General features: G+C 43.0%; 15 protein-coding genes and 1 pseudogene. 6 read left to right on the forward strand and 10 right to left on the reverse strand.

The genetic code is table 11. The features are described 5' to 3' along the window. Nucleotides 1-239: 239 nt before the first annotated feature. From E4K68_RS18800 to E4K68_RS18820, 5 genes are all read right to left on the reverse strand, one after another. The gene (locus E4K68_RS18800; protein ID WP_135380449.1) at nucleotides 240-533 is read right to left on the reverse strand and encodes a hypothetical protein; all 294 of its coding nucleotides are present in this window, start codon (nucleotides 531-533) and stop codon (nucleotides 240-242) included. 96 nt (nucleotides 534-629) lie between these two features. Beyond that, a complete protein-coding gene (locus E4K68_RS18805; RefSeq protein WP_135380450.1) occupies nucleotides 630-1,952 on the reverse strand; it encodes an HlyD family efflux transporter periplasmic adaptor subunit in 1,323 nt (440 codons plus the stop codon). Between the two features lie 161 nt (nucleotides 1,953-2,113). After that, nucleotides 2,114-4,492, reverse strand: coding sequence for an FtsX-like permease family protein (locus tag E4K68_RS18810; protein ID WP_135380451.1), 2,379 nt, complete (start codon nucleotides 4,490-4,492; stop codon nucleotides 2,114-2,116). Beyond that, the gene (locus E4K68_RS18815; protein ID WP_135380452.1) at nucleotides 4,486-5,190 is read right to left on the reverse strand and encodes an ABC transporter ATP-binding protein; all 705 of its coding nucleotides are present in this window, start codon (nucleotides 5,188-5,190) and stop codon (nucleotides 4,486-4,488) included. Before E4K68_RS18815 ends, E4K68_RS18810 begins: the two co-directional genes overlap by 7 nt. A gap of 18 nt (nucleotides 5,191-5,208) precedes the next feature. After that, entirely contained in the window at nucleotides 5,209-5,835 is a 627-nt protein-coding gene (locus E4K68_RS18820; RefSeq protein ID WP_135380453.1) for a TetR/AcrR family transcriptional regulator, read from the reverse strand. 326 nt (nucleotides 5,836-6,161) lie between these two features. Between E4K68_RS18820 and E4K68_RS18825 the strand changes: the two genes are divergently transcribed. After that, nucleotides 6,162-6,542, forward strand: coding sequence for a TIGR02328 family protein (locus tag E4K68_RS18825; RefSeq protein ID WP_135380454.1), 381 nt, complete (start codon nucleotides 6,162-6,164; stop codon nucleotides 6,540-6,542). Between the two features lie 124 nt (nucleotides 6,543-6,666). Here E4K68_RS18825 and E4K68_RS18830 read toward each other — a convergent pair whose 3' ends face one another. Beyond that, complete coding sequence (locus tag E4K68_RS18830) at nucleotides 6,667-7,479, reverse strand: EFR1 family ferrodoxin (RefSeq protein WP_135380455.1); 813 nt, start codon at nucleotides 7,477-7,479, stop codon at nucleotides 6,667-6,669. Between the two features lie 344 nt (nucleotides 7,480-7,823). Here E4K68_RS18830 and E4K68_RS18835 point away from each other — a divergent pair, with 344 nt between their 5' ends. After that, complete coding sequence (locus E4K68_RS18835) at nucleotides 7,824-8,021, forward strand: DUF1858 domain-containing protein (protein WP_135380456.1); 198 nt, start codon at nucleotides 7,824-7,826, stop codon at nucleotides 8,019-8,021. 133 nt (nucleotides 8,022-8,154) lie between these two features. Here E4K68_RS18835 and E4K68_RS18840 read toward each other — a convergent pair whose 3' ends face one another. The 3 genes from E4K68_RS18840 to E4K68_RS18850 all read right to left on the reverse strand — a co-directional run bounded on the left by E4K68_RS18840 (nucleotide 8,155) and on the right by E4K68_RS18850 (nucleotide 13,255). Beyond that, nucleotides 8,155-8,958, reverse strand: coding sequence for a helical backbone metal receptor (locus E4K68_RS18840; RefSeq protein WP_135380457.1), 804 nt, complete (start codon nucleotides 8,956-8,958; stop codon nucleotides 8,155-8,157). Between the two features lie 133 nt (nucleotides 8,959-9,091). Then, nucleotides 9,092-10,252 (reverse strand): benzoate/H(+) symporter BenE family transporter, encoded by a 1,161-nt coding sequence (locus tag E4K68_RS18845; protein WP_135380458.1) that lies wholly within the window; start codon nucleotides 10,250-10,252, stop codon nucleotides 9,092-9,094. A gap of 24 nt (nucleotides 10,253-10,276) precedes the next feature. Beyond that, the gene (locus E4K68_RS18850) at nucleotides 10,277-13,255 is read right to left on the reverse strand and encodes an EAL domain-containing protein (RefSeq protein WP_158291470.1); all 2,979 of its coding nucleotides are present in this window, start codon (nucleotides 13,253-13,255) and stop codon (nucleotides 10,277-10,279) included. Nucleotides 13,256-13,718: 463 nt separating this feature from the next. Between E4K68_RS18850 and E4K68_RS18855 the strand changes: the two genes are divergently transcribed. The 4 genes from E4K68_RS18855 (at nucleotide 13,719) to E4K68_RS18870 (ending at nucleotide 17,818) form a co-directional block, all read left to right on the forward strand. Then, nucleotides 13,719-13,934: a hypothetical protein gene (locus tag E4K68_RS18855; protein WP_135380459.1), complete on the forward strand. Its 216-nt coding sequence runs from the start codon at nucleotides 13,719-13,721 to the stop codon at nucleotides 13,932-13,934. Nucleotides 13,935-14,146: 212 nt separating this feature from the next. Beyond that, complete coding sequence (locus E4K68_RS18860) at nucleotides 14,147-14,641, forward strand: 4Fe-4S dicluster domain-containing protein (protein ID WP_135380460.1); 495 nt, start codon at nucleotides 14,147-14,149, stop codon at nucleotides 14,639-14,641. A 1-nt stretch (nucleotide 14,642) separates the two neighbouring features. Continuing rightward, nucleotides 14,643-16,547 carry an anaerobic carbon-monoxide dehydrogenase catalytic subunit gene (cooS, locus tag E4K68_RS18865; RefSeq protein WP_135380461.1) on the forward strand — a complete coding sequence of 635 codons (1,905 nt, stop codon included), beginning with the start codon at nucleotides 14,643-14,645 and terminating at the stop codon, nucleotides 16,545-16,547. Between the two features lie 14 nt (nucleotides 16,548-16,561). Further along, nucleotides 16,562-17,818, forward strand: a complete 1,257-nt coding sequence (locus E4K68_RS18870; protein WP_243450450.1) for an FAD-dependent oxidoreductase — start codon at nucleotides 16,562-16,564, stop codon at nucleotides 17,816-17,818. An 89-nt stretch (nucleotides 17,819-17,907) separates the two neighbouring features. Here the strand turns inward: E4K68_RS18870 and E4K68_RS18875 are convergent. Beyond that, nucleotides 17,908-18,250 (reverse strand): annotated as a pseudogene (locus tag E4K68_RS18875) (hydroxylamine reductase); the annotation flags it as partial.

Consider the following 18,250-nt stretch of genomic DNA (forward strand, 5'->3'; position numbering starts at 1 on the left):
TCACGTAACGGCTAATACATATATCATCAAGAAAATTCGGATCATCAGTAGGGGCAGTTCCGCAAACTAGGTTGTTTGGGTCAAATAGACTGCAAAGCACTAAGATTGGTAGTTTTCGCGGACAATAAATGACTACTTACAAGTATGTAAATCCAACCGAACTAAATCCATATTTGTTGATAAATGTATAAAAGCCCGCTTTTGGCGGACTTTTATACATTTAAGTTATATTAGAAGTTTTAACTTAGCGAGTTTTGATCTTGACTCTGCTGAAAAGCTTGCTGCTTCTGATTCATCTCTTGCTGACTCATGGTCTGATTTTCCAATTGTTCATTCATATTTGCAGTTTGTTGCGATAGACCCTGTTGTATGTTTTGAGTGGTAAAGTTTTGCTGAGAAAAAGAGCTTTGATAGGAAGAATTTTGGGCATTAAAGTTTCGTGCTTTTTGCTCACCCATTTGAGCCTGTTGAGCAAGTTGTTCGAACTCTTGAGCCCTTTTTTGGGCTTGTTGTGCAGCAAAATTGTTATTCATTAAGAAACCTCCTCAAGTTTTAATCCCACGGTTTAGTATTGCCTTAATTCCTAACATTATGTTTTAAAATGTTGATTGAACGTTGCATCCATCATTTCACTCAAGGATTGCCTTAACTCGTTTACCTTCCTTAAGTTTTGTCAAATTAGTGTCTAAGAGAATAACATCTCCATCAGATAAGCCTTGCTCAACGATCACGTCACTGTCATTCTCGAGGCCCTTTTTTATCGGCTGAATTTTAGCAATACCTGCCTTGACGACCCAGACTGCCTCCCCTTGTTGATAGGGAAATAAGGTCGTTTTAGGAATCAGGAGCTTATGGGGAGCTTCTATGGTTGTATACCTGATATCCACAGTGCTACCAAGAACGAAGGCAGGAGAAGACGAGTTTCCTGCGAAAAGAAGCGTGACTTTCACACGGTTTTCCTTAAGCCCGAGTGGAGAAACCTGCTCCACCGCGACAGAATCCACCGCTTCGACCTTACCCGAAAATTGTTTATTTCCAGTACTAGTCGCTTGAAGAATTTGCACAGAACTTCCCATTTTAATGTCCAGAGCATCACTAGCGAGGACAAAACTCTCTAATTTATATCCCTTGTTTCCATAGACAGACATCACTTGCTGGCCCGAGGGTATAACATTCCCTTCTTTAAGTGAAAGATCTTTAATAATTCCGTCTTGAAGGGCCACCCCCTCGGCATTGCTTATTTTATCTTCTAATTGATTGATTTGCGCTTGAACTGCCTTTTCCTGATTGTTGTAATACTGTTCCGTCCCTTGAGAAACCTTATTTTGTTCATAAATCAAGGTTAATCCTGCTTTTTGCTGTTCTAGGTAATTTGTAGCCTTGTCAAAGGCTGCCTGAGCCTCTTCATATTGAAGCTTAGATATGGAACCAGTATCAGCCAAGGCCTTCATCCTAGTCAGGTTGAGTTCCGCAGTCTGAGCATCGTTTTCGGCTTGTTCTATCACCAGCTTTTGTTGCGCAATTTGGGCATCATTTGGAGTTTTGTAATTTTGTAAGCGTTGTCCCTCCAAGCTTTGCAACTGAGCTTTCAAGCTTTCCATCTGAAAGTTTAAATCACTGGTACTCATTTCAAAAAGCACTTGTCCCTTTTTGACAAACTCTCCATTCTTAACCTTTAGAGATTGTAGTTTCCCTTCGACTTGGTTGAAAATGGGCCATTCCTCGGCAGCCATAATTTGTCCTTGCTCTGTAAATCCTTTAGTAAAGTCCTGAGGATGAAGCGTGAATGCTTTAGCGGATAGAGGCGAGGCATTCGATACTGCAACCGCCACTAAAATGAGGACAACAAGCCCTCCTACAATTATGAACTTGCGCTGTTTACGATTCGGCATAAAATTAAGCAGTTTAGATATTTTTGGCGTTGAACTAAGCACCGTCTTCTCAATAGTCATTTTCAGCCCCCCTAACTTGTAATTCCTAATTCGCAATTTGTAATATAACTCTTTAACACTTAGTTCTCTGTTCTAATTCCTGCATTAAGCCATAGTTCCTATCTGACAAGCCAAATTTAGGTTTTTCTACTCCTAAGTTCCTAGATTATTGATTATAGTTTCTAGTCTCTCGTCGCTAAAATCTCAACATAGGGCAGCGATTTTATCTTGAAGTAGGCCCTACTCTGGGCCACCAGAACAGAAAACGCTGTCCCAGCCGCCGCACCCAGTAATGCCACAGGCGGAAGAACTGCCGGAAGTGAAAACAGATCCGTGCTCATGGCCTGGGCCATGCTAATCCCTAACCCATAGGCCAACGGTATACCTAGAAGAATGCCTAAAGCAAACAAAGCCCATTGTTCCGAGGTGATGACCCGCAATACCTCTCTCGGCGTCATTCCTAAAACGCGTAGAGAAGCCAACTCTCGTTTCCGTTCAGACAGGGAAATAATACTGGAATTATATATTAGGGCAAATCCCGTTATTCCACCTAAAATGGCCAAAAGCCAAGTTGTGAAACCATACGAATCCATCATTTTATGAATTTTATCGCCCTCATCTTTTAGAGCTGTGATCGATGCAACATTACTGGCATTGAGATACTTACTTTTCATAAGCCCAACCTGCGATGGATTCATTTTGACCAGCATCGAGGTACTAATATCTCCCTGCCGGAGAAAACGTTGTAGTTCTTTTTCCTCCATAAAGGCATTAAGCCCGACATATTGAGGAACCACCCCTTTGACCACCAGGCGTTCACCTTTCTCACCCAAGGGTTCTCTCCGCAAGGGACTTTCGACATAGATCTCCTCTCCGGCCTTGACGTTTAAGGCCATAGCTAAACGTTCGGATAACAAAATACCGTGATCTGGAATCTCGACACGTTGACCGCTTTTATCCAGAATGTTATAAAGCGTAGACCTTTTTTCAAGACCCATAAGAGCAACTTCTTTGGATAACCAACCGTTCTTCAAGGTGGCTGGTGCTTCCAAGACAGGCTCCACTTTGTCAACTCCGACTTCATGAGCTAGGGCTAACTCAACGTCACTTGTCGCAGAAGGTTGGGCTAATTGTAGTTTTACGTCGTAAGTCTGAACCTGTTCCAATTGAACCACGGTCAGCAAGTTGATCATGTTTTGCAGGGACCAAGATACCGTCATCAAACTAAAAACGACGGCAATACCTAGGACGTTAAAAAGGCTTCTCGTAGGCGTGCGAAACACATCCCGAAGCCCCATTTGGGCTTGTGAAGAAAGAGATTTCCAAAACCAAGTGATTCTCTCAATTCGAGTCTTGCGCGCTGTCATCGGCGCTGGGGGCCTCATGGCTTGAGCAGGTTCCAAACGCAAAATATCCAGACTTCCTCGGAGACCACTCAGAACGCTAAAGAAAAGAGACAGCGCAAGGCTAATAAAAAGGTATTTAACGGAAAATGCGCTTTTAAGCCCCGGCAGTGCGAAAAATTGCTTGTACAAGGCGGTAAGCGGAAATGACAAGGCGATTCCCGATAAACTCCCCAGTAATCCTCCCGCTGTTCCTATGACCAAGGGATACGTGAGATAGTGCCAGACGATCTCTCGATCCGTGAAACCAAAGGCCTTCATTGTCCCTATGGCCATCCGTTGCTGTTCAATCAGCCGCCGTAACATAGTGTACAAGATAAAGGAGGCAACTCCCAAAAACACTACTGGCAGGGTTGTGGCCATCGTTTTCATACCTTCTATTTTGGTGGTCAAAATAGCATGGCTGGTTTGGTCCTTGCGTGCGACAAAACTTTGCACCCCATAGGGTTTTAATTCGGCTTGCAGACTGTCTTTTACTGCATCAAAACTAGCACCTTTCTTAAGGGTAAACGCGAGATCGTTGAACTGCCCCTTTTCCTTCACTAAAGCTTTCAGGGTACTCAAAGGAACATAGGCAATCCCGAAATCCGTAGGAGAAGGGTAAAGATCTTGAGAATTCCTCATAATATAGACAAATTCTGCACTTTGAGCGGTTCCTGAAATATAGAAAGTGGCTTGCTGCCCGTCAATAACGACTTTAAGAGCATCTCCTAATGACAGATGATTCGCCGTCAAAAACTGGGGATCCACTAGGATTTCTGATTGGTTATCGTTTGGTAAATGCCCCGTGATGAGACGAAGTTGATTGAGTTTTGAAGAATTCGTCATAGCCATAGAAACCATTCTCAAATAGCGATTGGAGTCTTTCTGCTGGTCAATAAGCCGCACGTCTTTGACAATTCGCCCTTCAACTTGATCCACTCCAGGCAGAGATGTGAGCGAGTTTACTTTGTTTTCCGGATACCCTGTGACCTTAATGAATCCGTCGGCAAAATGCGTTTCACTATAAAAAGTCTGTTGGGCCTTATTCATGCTTTCGAACACCATCGACATCGTGGTGTAAATCATTAAACCAATGGCGATCACCACGATACAAGCAAAATAAACCCCTTTATTCTCGTTAATATCTCTCAATGCTTTTTTTCTGAGCATTACCATGATATCTCCTCCGGAGAAAGTGGGTGTTCATTGACTAAGACATCATCTAAAAAACCATCTTTTAAATAAAACACCCGATCTGCCATTTTCGCAATTTCAACATTATGAGTAATTATCATGACTGTCTTATGGTATTCACGATTCAACTTCAATAAGGCCTTAAGCACCTGTATCCCAGTTTGAATATCTAAGGCCCCTGTCGGCTCATCACAAAGCAGAAGCTCAGGGTTCTTAACAATAGCCCGCGCTATAGCAACCCGCTGTTGTTGTCCACCTGAGAGTTGGGAAGGAAAATGATCTAACCAGGATTCAAGTCCCACCTCACGTAAGATGTCTGTCGCTGAAAGGGGATTTCGGGCAATTTCCACTGCCAACTTGACATTTTCATAGGTCGTTAGATTTGGCATTAAATTGTAGTTTTGAAAGACAAATCCAACCTCATTTCGGCGATATAGGGTGAGAAGATGATCGTCGCTCTGATGCAGAGGTTGGCCCTTGTAATAAAGCTCACCTGCTGACGGTTTTGTCATTCCTCCAATAATATTTAGAAGCGTGGTCTTACCCGAACCACTTTGACCCAAAACTACAATAAACTCTCCTTTGAAAATCTGAACGTCAATCCCCTTTAGAACTTCGACTTCCACTTCGCCCGTGCGATAAACTTTGTGGAGACCTTTCCCTTCCATCAGAATGTCCATCCCATACTCCTCCTAATGTCACGAATACATTCCATACTTTAGGATCTCCATATACTCGTTATACTCTTCCGTCAATTTATCGTAGTTCTGTAACAAATCTTGCTCCTTTCCCTGATAGCTCTTCATGTATTTATCTCCCAAGGCCTGAAGAAAGAGCATTATTATTTCCATCGCCTTAGAAGGGTTTACTCCGCTTCGAAATCTAGAATAATCAATTTCCTGAAAGAATGTCGGCATGTACTCACTTGAAAGCTGGGCATACCTTCTCTCGACTTCTGAGCGAATGTCCTCTGGCGAATTTCCTAAAGCTCCCATCATTATCTTGCTAACTTCCGGGTTAGCATGAGTCAACTTTAGCTTGATAACACTCAGTTCGCTCAACCTTTGAAAGATATCCCCTGTCTCTGTCAAAGGGTATCGATTATACTCTTTAACGAAAGTTTGGATGCAATAGTCCACAATATAGAGGAATAGCCCTCGCTTATTCTTGAAATAATGGAATAAGATTCCCTTAGAAATACCTGCCTCCTTTACAATCGTGTTCGTTGAGGAGTTCTCATAGCCTTTCTCTGCGAACTCGTGAATACAGGCATCTAAAATGGTTTTCTTTTTTTCTTCACTTAGGTTTTCAAAATTAGAATACATTTTATATTTCTCCTTATAAAATCTCGGCTCATTATAGAGATTATCTTATGTGGTTCTATGACCGAATTATACGCTCCATTGACCATCTGGTCAATTAAAACTTTATACCTCTTCGAAGGCTATTTGATAACTCAGAAATTCTCCCGATATAAAGAAAATAGCCCGCTTTAGCGGACTATTGAGTAGTTGATATTCCAACAAAATACCAGAAACAAGAGCTTTCAAAAACTATCTGGTTGTTATATACCCTATTTCTCCTTACCATGTCGGCGTATTCAGGTGAGAATTACTTATAGTAAAGTAAGTAAGAAGAAAGGATGTATCTCATGAGACTCTGGCACCAGGACCTCCTAACTTTTTTACCCCGTGCCCAAATCTTGGGTCAGCATCGAGAATGCTGTGCCCTGCGGGGATTGGGGTGGGGAAAGAAACATTCCACTATAGATTACGTGTTCACGTACAGTGTAAAGAGACTTGTTGACTATCATCAGCTTGTTCTCAGAGAAATGGAGAACAGGGGATACAAACCGGACCAACAATGGTATTGTCCTGAATACCGTGGAAAAAACACGGTGCCTTGGACTTGCACTTTGCGTGATGAACTGGATGATATACCAGATGGTCATATCTATCCCGAGCACGATGACGCTTATCGTGAAGAATGCCTCGCTAATCTAAGGAAGAAGGGCATTGAGCTCTTTCCATGAACTCGGACACGATTGCCTGATCCACTCACAAACAGGACATAGTTGGCTCTATTATATGAGTATATTAGAAAAACCGAGGTTGCGCCTCGGTCCTTGATCCTTCAGTCGAAAGAGCTTGTAGTTTTCAAATAAATAATTCTGGTTCTCTTCGTAAAGCAAAATCAATTTCTAATTCATGTTTATGTCTTAAATAATTATCATTATCATAATACTTTGCTTGAGTAGGACATTTTTTAATACAAGCACCGCATTTAATACAAATTCCATTTAATTTAGATACATCTTCATAGTCAATGGAACCCATAGGACAGACATCTACACAAAGCTTACAATTAATACAATCGCTATTTGTTTTTGGAGTAACCTTTCTAATATCAGCAGGACTACCATCTTTATTTTTAGGCATATAATAGTTCCTGTAAGGCGTATTACCCTTTACAGCTACGTTTGAAATATTCTCTTGAGTCGTCATTTTTGTATAGATTTGATTCGCAAAATCACTTACTATGGCCATATCTTTTTCGTCAGGTCTGTTTTTGGCAAGTGTTTTTGAAAATGAATGTTCGCCTATAAATGCCCCAGCAGCAATAACTTTAAAACCGTTCATTTCAAGAAGATGTTTTAATTCTATTAAAGCATCGTCATAATTTCTATTTCCATAAACAACTACAGGAATTGCTAATGCACCATTACCTGTTATAGTACTTAAATATTTCAGTAATATATTAGGAACTCTTCCTGCATAGACTGGAACCCCCAGAATAACAACATCATCTTTTGAAAAAGACACTGGTTCTTTTCTAACTTCCGGTAATGTGAAATCTACATTATGTACAATTATTTCCTTGCCGATGTTCTCAGTAATGTTCATTACAATTCCAGATATTACTTTTTTTGTAGTATCAGTCGCACTAAAATACATCGAATTAAATTGCATACTAAGATCCCCTCCGATACATTTTTAAGTATAAATACTAAATATCACCATCTAATAAGTTATTCGAATTAATTATACTTCTATTAATGCTTATATTACATCCGCATTAAATTAATATTTTGTCAATTTAAATATTCTAACTCTTCAAACACTCTTACTACTAACTTAAAAATACAGATCCTTTTTGGCTCAAACCATATTCCGACGAGTAGGTAAAAAATGGTTTGTAAAAGATATCGTAAATCTTGGGATAAAGGTTACATTACAAAAAGACACTTTTTTGTCTATAAATCACTACCTCTTAGAATAAATAAAAATGAATCGATAAGGAGTTGTTAACATTCATGATTACAGGAGCTGAATCGATTACTGACGTTGTAGAGAAATATCCACAAACTGTTGAGGTCTTTAAAAAGTACGGCATGCATTGTTTTGGTTGCATGGCGGCCCGTTTTGAGAATGTCGAACAAGGAGCTTCAGCCCATGGAATTGATATATCGAGCCTAATTAAAGACTTGAATAAAGCAGTCGAGAACCACTAACCAAAAACTGGAAACCATATGTGTTTTTCTCAATGCCTGATTGCAGTGGACATCTGTCTATTGTAATTAGGCATTTTCGGGGCAGCAATGTATCTCTGCGCAAACCAAAAAAAGTTCTTTGCGCAGGGATATATTATAAAGTACAAAATATTTGATTGAGTCGCTCCATACCCTCGATCAATCTCGGCCCCGGTCGACAAATGGTTTCGCAAGCCAACGGAAATATCCTGTTTTCGCGCACTGCAGAGAGCTGCAACCATTTCTCATTTACGATATCCTCCACCGTTCTCTGACAAATTGGCAGCTTCGCAGTGCATCCTTTACAGCGTCGGGGACGTGTGGCATGGCTTTCAACACCACAAAATAGGATCACTTCAGGATCAAAAGCGACGATTTCCTCCCACCTTACTTTGACATAAGCCTCTTCGGATTGAATCGGCATCAATTTGGCACCCGCAATTTGGAGGGCATCATATTGATAAGATCCTAGACCAGGAATAATATACGGTTCTGTTGTCATGATGCGCAGCACGCGTGGCCTTTCGCGCCAAGACTCTCGACGCATTTCATTAATCCGCAACCGGTAGGCCTCAACAATGCCATCTACAGCAGGCTCTCTCCGAGAAAATCGGCCAATCATTTGCATATTGCTTAGTATCTCTTCAACACCCTTCGGTTGAAATGCTAGTACGTTGACGTCCATTCGTCGCAATTTCTCCAACACCGCTTGATGTAAAGCCCCATCCCCTAAAACAAGATCCGGTTTAAGCGCCAAGATTCTCGATCGATCTGGCTGTGCAAAGGTCCCTATTTTTTCCTTGATCCTCGCGTCCTCCGGATAATCACATTGCTCTGTTACTCCGACAACCTCTGCTCCAAAGCCCAGTGCATAGAGCGTTTCTGTGATTGAAGGAACTAATGATATTAGTCTCAGCATTTACCTCACCCTTCTCTCTAAAAACCGCTTGTCCCTTTACCCTTAAATTTTCATAGAGCTTCTTTTGGACGTTCACCCGCTAATATCCTCGTTGGAAGTAAGCTAAAAATAGACTTCTAATAGTGTTGTTGTTCTATTTTTCTTCAACATAACGTGAAATGAAGGTACCAATGACCAAGGCCCATACGGGAGCACTGATATTAAAGATTGTCATATTAGATACTGCAATGACGAACGTAAATGCAGCACTCAATTTCATGGTTGGCTTTGAGAAACCCACGGACAGGCTATTGCCAAACACACCCAAAAGGGCAAAGCCTACAAGTATTGAAACAAACGCCATAGGTAATGCCTGAATCAAGGGAACTAGCTTCCACGCAAATATACCGAAGAAAAGGATGATAATCCCTGAGACAACCGCTCCCATATATCGTTTTTCCTTCGGACCTGCCTCTTCATCTGAACATATAGCGGTCATCATTCCCGCTATATTGGCTGATTGTCCTCCGAAAAAACTTGTAATTATGGAAAAAATGCCGCTTAAGGCTATGATCTGATTCACCGGAGGGCGATAATTATTTTGTTCCAAGGCCCCAATTCCAACCGCTGCATCATTGCTCAAAATAAGGAGGGCAAGCGGGATCGAAACGGTAAAGAAGCTTAGTAAGTTGAATTCAGGGAGTTGAGAAGTTGGAATAACAAATGACGACGCCAATCCGCCATTATTTAAGTGCTGTGTCAAAAGTAAGAGCATAAATCCTGTCGCAATGGCTGCAACCATTGGGGGAATTCGATTATTCCATTTGCTAAAAATTAAATATGCAACAAGAGATACTCCACCAACCAGCGGGAGTTGGTGTATCGAAGTTACAAAGTTAACCATATACTTCATGATCATTCCTGCTAACATTACGGAAATAATTTGTTTGGGTACATATTCGAGTAGCCTTGAGAAAACACCCATATATCCAATCAGCAGCATCAACAGTCCAGCAAAAATATAGGAACCTATAAACTGATGATAGGTAAATTGGGTCGTAACAGTTGCCAGAAAGGCAACTCCAGTAATAGAGTGGGCACCCACAATAGGCATGCGATAATAGAGCGGGATCAAAATACTGTAGATCCCACCGAACACATAGACAGAGAACATCCAAAGAATAGTCTGTGTCATTGTGAAATTACCCTTGGATGCAGCTTCTAATATAATGGCTGGAGGGCCCGTTATCGCTAAAAGTCCTGATGCGATGCCAGCCGCCAAATTTTTAGAATTTAAATCTCCTAAAATACTCATGATTCGAATCAATCCCTCATTGTTTTATAGATGAAAGGTTCTTTTAGAAAAGAACGGCGCCATTTCTTCTACTGGAGCTGGTTTAGCCAAAAAGAAACCTTGTACTTCGTCACAGCCCTTAGTCCGAAGGAAATCCAACTGAGCCTGGGTTTCTACCCCTTCAGCAATCACTTTTAAACCAAGATTTTCAGCGAGTTGAATGATGGTCAGGACTATAGCCTGCCTATCTAAACGCTCGTTTAGCACAGAAATAAACGAGCGATCAATTTTTAACGTATTCAGTGAGAAACGGCTTAAATAACTAAGGGACGAAAAGCCCGTGCCGAAATCATCAATGGCAAGATATATTCCCATATTCTTAAGTCTTTTAAGAATGTCCACGCTTACCCTGACATTTTCCATGCTTAGGCTCTCGGTAATTTCCAGTTCCAACCACTGAGGATCCAAACTAGTCTCCTCGAGAATTCCAGCAATCTGCTTAACCAGATCCTTTTGACGAAATTGACGCGCCGAAAGGTTAACCGCCACGCGCACAGGGGGGTAGCCCATGTTCTGCCACAACTTATTTTGGGCACACGCAGTTCTTAGGACCCATTCTCCTAAGGGTAGGATTAATCCGCTGTCTTCTGCGATCGAAATGAATGTTCCAGGGAGGAGGAAGCCTCGTTCTGGATGTTGCCAGCGTACAAGTGCTTCGATTCCACATAACTGACCGTCACTAAGACGATACTGAGGCTGGTAATAGAGAATAAACTCTTTCCGTTCCAGAGCCCGGCGCATCTCGTTTTGCAATGCAAGTCGCTCCGCCAAACGTTCATTCAAGGTGCGGGTATAGAAGTTATAGTGGTTGCGCCCGTCCGCTTTCACCTGATACATGGCCATATCTGCATGCTGGATAAGAATCTCAGAATCCTCTCCGTCTACCGGGTAGAGCGCTATGCCCAGGCTCGCTGAGAGATAAACCTCCTGTTTGAGAAGCTGAAAAGGGGCGTTAAGAACATCCAAAAGTTTTTGAGCCACTTGGGCTGCTTGTTGCTCAGAGGGTAATTTGGGCAACAGGATGAGAAACTCATCCCCTCCTTGTCTAGCCACCGTATCTTGCTGACGCAATGTACCTTTAAAACGTTCACCGACCTGACAGAGTAGACTATCTCCCGCGGCATGGCCGAGCGTATCATTCACTAGCTTGAATCCATCCAAGTCAATAAAAAAGATAGCCACTTGCTCCTGTTGGTGGCACGCGTCTAAAATAGCTTGATGAACCCGTTCTTTAAATAACTGGCGATTGGGTAAGTCCGTCAGTGCATCATGGTGGGCCTGATGTGACAACCGATGTAGAAGCTCTCGTTTCTCACTAACATCGTGAAAGACAAGAACCGCTCCGATCATCTGCCCATCTCTGTCGCGGATAGGAGCAGCCGAGTCATCAATGAAAAATAGCTGTCGTCCATCACGATGTCTCAAGACTGCATGATTAGACAATTCAATCACGCGATTCTCTAGTAGACATTGATGAACCGGTTGTGCCAAGGGCTGTCCGGTTCTCTCATGGAAGATGTCAAACACCTTATCAATTCTTAAACCCCGGGCTTCCTCATTCCGCCATCCTGTCATCGTTTCAGCAACTGAATTAAGATAGGAGACATTCCCCTCGACATCAGTGGTGAGCACAGCATCCCCAATCGAAGCCAAGGTCACCTGAGCACGTTCTTTTTCATGCCAAAGTGCATTTTCGTTCAAAACACGTTGACTTACTTCGTCATAGAGAAAGACAATATTTCCTGTTGAAAGCTTATATATAAGTCCTTCGCTCCACCCTGTTGCGCGTTGGTTTTTGAAAAAAATAGCGGGAAAATGAGCCATCTCTCCAGTATTATAAACTTGAAAGCAAAGTTTTAAGATACCTAATTCTTTGATAAGGGGAAAAACGTGCACCATAGGAGCTCCAATCGCCTGTCGACGAGAAATATTTTCGATTTTCTCAGCAGCTCGATTAATATCCGTGCATATGAAGTCCTGCCCATCGTCTGATATCCTGAATACCACGACAGCACTGTTCATGGTTTCAAATATATCCCGAAATTGTTCTTCGCTATCTCTTAAGGCTCTTTGGTTCGCCGCTCGTTCGCTTATATCCTGCTTTACGGCCACTAAATGAGTAATTTCTTGACCCCTTACTTTTACTGGGGTAATGGTCATTTCCTCCCTGTAAAGTGTTCCATCAGCGCGACGGTTAATTAGTTCTCCCTGCCAGATTTGACCTGCCGAAACGGTTTCCCACAGCCGTTCGTAAAAGGCATGATCCTGATATCCAGAACGGAGAAAGCGTTGGGTCTTGCCTAACACAGTCTTGAGGGTATAGCCTGTCAGCTGGGTAAAGGCGGGATTAGCCCAAAGTATTATTCCTGAGCCATCCGTAATGACGATGCCATGGACATCAGCGACGAGGGCTTCGTTCTGAATGTGGAGTTTACGTCGTGCTTCATCCGCCCAGAATACCAAATCGAGTTGATCCGCGAGGGATTGCATTCCCTCTACTCTTGTGACATCAAAGTATTCTTCCCTCTGAGAATACAAAGCGAGAACCCCCGAAACCCGATTATTTAAAAAGATTGGGAACATGACCACGGAACGCAATAACAGCTTTTCAGAGATCAAATGCCATGTTTGGGAAATGTGATTATCCTTCGGGTTGTAGATCTGCGGGGTGTCATCCCAAGGTATTTGGAAAGATGTGATTTCGGCCTCCATCAAACCGCATTGAGCTACTATCCGAGCCAACCCATTATCCTCTTTCAACGCCACGTACGCGACTGGATAACCCATGGTTTGAACCAATTCTTCGCAGAGGTATTGGGAAATGTCTGGAAGAGGTTGTTCGGCAAGGACGCGCCGGGTGATCCCGTGAAGAATGTTTTCCCGATGTTTTGTGAATTTATGTTGTTCAGCTAGGGCGTGCGCCAGAGCATGCAATTGAACTTCGTTTGTCTTAAGCTTGTCCATATAGCTTACACCCCTCTAAGAGATATCTCGTTTTTGCACATTTGAGTAAAGAACAAAAACCGATGCTTATAATCCTTATTTATAATGAAAACAGAACCAAAGTTAACCAACTAAACGCCCAATTATGAGTACTTTCAGTATAAAACGCGAAAGTCCTGCATGAATCGCGTTTAATTTTTTTGATTTCCTCACAAATGACATCGTTAACCCTGCAGTATAAATTAAGGACCATTTTGCTAGGTAAGGCATTCGTGATCTGAATTGCATATAAGGCCATGAGCATTACTCAGATCTTCGCTAAAGAGTGGCTTGATATAATGGCTTCAAATGCATCGGTCCATGCTAAACAAGTTGTGCCTGTAAGGATTGTTATATAGTTATGAAACTTTCTGCGTAAGGTAACCGAATGGAAACACGCACTCGGCCTAATTACATATATTGGAATAGAAGGGGCGGAAATAGCATGTTCTTAGGAAAAAATCGGTTCTTAAATCAAGGCGAAGCACCAGCAGAAGGTGGCAGTCCAGGAGTTGGAGAAAACACAGAATTCCTTAACCAAGCCAAAAATATGTCAATGGGTATGCAACGTTTCCTAGCTAAAAAAGGAATCAACTCTACTGAGGATCTAGCAAACCGTGCTCAGTTCGCACCTCCTAAGCCTTTCAGAAAAGTACGATGATCGAAAAAGTGCGGGGATTTCCCCCGTTCTCACACAAACATAGGACTATATTTGAAAAACCGAGGCTGCGCCTCGGTCCTTTTATTGTTTAATATAAATCAAAATAAGAAAGGTCGCGTGATCAACAAACAACGCTCAACCGATTGCAAGAGTACCATAAAATGTTAGGTCATGTAGTAAATATATAGCAGAAGTATTAAGGAGGGATAAATGTGAGACAGATTCTGGTCAGAAGCGAACATTGCCTCGGGTGTAAGAGCTGTGAGTTGGCTTGTGCAGTTGCTCACTCGAACAGTAAGACTTTGTTCGAGGCGATTGGAGAATTTAAAGCTCCACAAAAAAGGATTTTTGTCGAGTCCAACGGGGATCATAATTTCCCCTTACAATGTCGACAATGCGTAGATGCTCCTTGTGTTCATGCCTGTATGAGTGGGGCTATGCAGTCTGACTTAAAGACTGGGCTAATTCAAGTCGATGACCTAAAGTGTGTTGGGTGCATGATGTGCGTAATGGTCTGCCCGTTTGGAGTTATTGGGGAAATTCCTACTACCAATAGAGTTGCAAAATGTGACCGATGTCAGGATATAGACTATAATCCAGCTTGTGTCTCAGCCTGTCCAACAAAAGCTTTGGTATTTGTTGAAGTTCAAGAGTTTGCCAAAAGTGGGCGGCAAATCTTCCTAGACTATATGAAAGGGGTCAACTAATATGAATAAAAAATCAATAGATCCAGCCGTCTTAGAATTGTTACCTAAAGCGGCCTTTGATGGAGTAGAAACAGTTTGGGATCGTCATGAAGCACAACAACCTCAATGTGGGTTTGGAAGTTTAGGAGTCTGTTGCAGACATTGTATTCAAGGACCCTGTCGTATTGATCCCTTTGGGAACGGGCCAAAAACAGGAATTTGCGGAGCAAGTGCGGATGTGATCGTAACTCGCAATTTACTTAGGCAAGTGGCCGGCGGAGCGGCAGCCCATGTGGATCATGCCTATGAGGCTGTTGAAGCTTTAGAGATGGCAGCCAAGGGAGAAATTAATTATAACATCACTGATGAAACAAAATTGCAACAGATCGCTCGCGGGTTAGGCTTGGAGATCTCAGCCAAAAACAAATCAGAACTAGCCTTGGAGGTTGTCGATGTTGCGTATGCTGATCTGGCTAACCATGGAAGTAAACCTGTGCAATGGCTGATGGCCAATGCACCCAAAGAAAGAATTGCCGTTTGGAAGAGTCTAGGGATTCTCCCACGTAATCCTGATCGGGAAATTCGTGAAGCCATGCATCAGACAACCATGGGTATGGATGCTGACCCGGTGAATCTTGTCCTAGCTACTGCTAAACAAGGGCTAGTAGACGGTTACTCTGGCCTAAAACTGGCAACAGACATGCAAGATATCCTTTTTGGGACACCTACGCCCGTCGTGACGGAAGCTAATTTAGGGGTTCTCAAAGAAGACTACGTTAATCTCATCGTACATGGGCATGTCCCCTTGCTTTCGGAAAAAATCGTCTATTGGGCTGGCAAACTCCAAGAGGAAGCAATCCTTGTTGGGGCCAAAGGAATCTTAGTCTCGGGAATCTGCTGTACAGGTAATGAAGTCTTAATGCGCAAAGGAATTCCGTTGGTCACTAACTTCTTGGCTCAAGAAATCGCCATAGTTACGGGAGCCGTTGACGCTATGGTCGTCGACGTACAATGTATTATGCCTTCCTTAGCTAAAGTCGCTGCTTGTTATCACACAGAGATCATCACAACAATGCCGATCGTCAAAATGCCTGGAGCCACTCACGTTCCATTTGCTTTAGAAAGTGTGGATGAAGCTGCTCAGGAAATTGTGCGCAAGGCAATCACCTCTTACGGGCGAAGGGATAGCAAGAAAATCAAAATTCCCAATTATAGACGTAAGATTATGGCTGGATTCAGCGTAGAAGCCATTATTGGAGCACTATCAACAGTGAACCCTGACCAACCTCTTAAGCCTCTCATCGACAATATTGTCAATGGTAATATCTTAGGGGTTGTGGCTACGGTGGGATGCAACAATGTCAAAGTGACTCAAGATCTCATACATGTAGAATTAGTGAAAGAGCTTGTGAAAAATAACGTATTAGTCGTCGCTACCGGATGTTCCGCTCATGCCCTGGCTAAAGCCGGCTTTATGAATTCTGAAGGAGCTGAAGCCTATGCTGGAGAGGGTTTGAAAGCAGTCTTGTCAGCGATTGGCCAGGCCGCAGGTCTTGGTGGCCCACTTCCACCCGTACTGCATATGGGAAGCTGTGTCGATAATTCGAGGATTGGGGATTTGGTCACAGCGATTGCAGCCTATCTAAATGTGGATTCCGCCTCGTTGCCCGTGGCAGCAAGTGCTCCAGAACTCCAGCATGAAAAAGCCTTGAGTATCGGAACTTGGGCTGTGACCATGGGGCTTACCACTCACCTTGGAGTTGTTCCACCCGTGCTAGGGAGCAAAGCTGTCACCGAGTTGCTGACCCATGGCCTAAGTGATGTAATCGGGGGGAAATTCTATGTAGAAACCGATCCCTTGAAAGCGGCGCAAGGACTTCTTGAGGATATCCGAGCAAAACGAAAAAAACTCGGACTTCCTAGTTAAGGAAGGAAAAAATTATGATGACTTATATCGTTGTTGGCAATAGCGCAGCTGGGTTATTTGCGATTGAAGAGATCCGAAGACACGACACAGAGTCGGAACTAATCGTCCTCACAGCAGAACAAGAACCTAGTTATTCCCGTTGCCTCACTACTTATTTCCTAGCAGGAGATATTCCTGCTTCCCACCTTTACTTACGTAATGCTGATTTCGCCGAACGACTGAACCTAAAGATAGTTTACGGAGTCAAGGTCAACAGGATCGATCCCACGCGTCAAATGGTGCGAAGTATTGATGGGCGGGAGTGGCACTATAGCAAACTTTTGATCGCCATGGGGGCATCAGCGAATAAGCTTACCATTCCAGGTGGAACGCTTCCAGAAGTTTTTACACTACGTACCATGGGGGATGCTTTAGCAATTAATAAGACCTTGGATCAGGGCGCGAAAAAGGCAGTCGTCATAGGAGGAGGTTTGATCAGTTTAAAAAGTGCTTATGCCTTGAGAAAACGCGGGCTTGAGGTAACAGTTGTGGTCTCCTCTGGACAGATTCTCTCCCAAATGCTGGATGAAAAGTCTGCTGACATGATTCAAGCGCACTTGAGAGTCAATGGATTTAAATTTCTTTTACAAACTGAGGCGATGACGATCACTGGAGAAGACCACGTTCAAGGTGTGCAGATCACGCCCAAAACAGAACTTGCCACTAATTTGGTGATTGTTGGCAAGGGAGTTCATCCTAATATCAGAGGGTTGAGCGATTTCGGCTTCAATATCGGGCAGGGCCTACAGGTAGATTCTTCGTTAGCCACTAACCATCCCAATATATACGCGGCCGGAGATATTGCCGAAACTTGGGACCTTGTTCGCCAGAAATTCACCGTAAATGCCACTTGGCCCAATGCTACAACCCAAGGCAGAATTGCCGGTGCAAATATGTGCGGAAGACAAGAGGTTTATCCAGGATCTCTTAGCTTAAACTCTGTGGACTTTTTTGGCCTCTCGGCCATGTCCGTTGGTATCACGAAACTACAAGACAACAACGGGACTGGAGATTGGGACCAAGAAGAAGACCTGAAAACAGTTGGAAACATGTCCAACTATCGCAAACTGATTTGGCAGGGGGACATTCTAAGGGGGTTCATTCTAGTTGGTGACACATCCCAATGTGGTGTATTAACAGGCTTGATTAAAGTAGGTCGCCCACTGACCCAAGCCCAAAAGAGTTTGACGTTGGCTAAAAGAGGAGCCCTGGCAGTAGGAATAATGAAGTAGAAAAAAGGCGGCTATGCAACGTGAATTGCAAGCCGCTTTTTTCGTAGTGACTGCTTTTTTGATGAAAGGAAGCTACTTCTATCGGGCTATTATGCCATGAACATTTTGATATCATCTTCAACATTGGTGATTCCTGCAATGCCAAAGTTATCAACTAAGACTTTCACGACGTTCGGGGACAAGAAACCTGGTAGTGTCGGTCCTAAGTGAATGTTTTTTACTCCTAAATGCAGAAGAGCCAGTAAAACGATGACAGCTTTTTGCTCGTACCAGGCAATGTTATAAGAGATGGGGAGTTGATTAATATCATCTAAGCCAAAAACTTCTTTGAGTTTCAAGGCGATCACGGCCAAGGAATAGGAGTCATTACATTGTCCGGCATCGAGAACTCTCGGAATCCCACCGATGTCCCCTAGGTTCAGTTTATTATAT

It is taken from the genome of Desulfosporosinus sp. Sb-LF (assembly GCF_004766055.1).
In the GTDB taxonomy this organism is placed as follows: domain Bacteria; phylum Bacillota; class Desulfitobacteriia; order Desulfitobacteriales; family Desulfitobacteriaceae; genus Desulfosporosinus.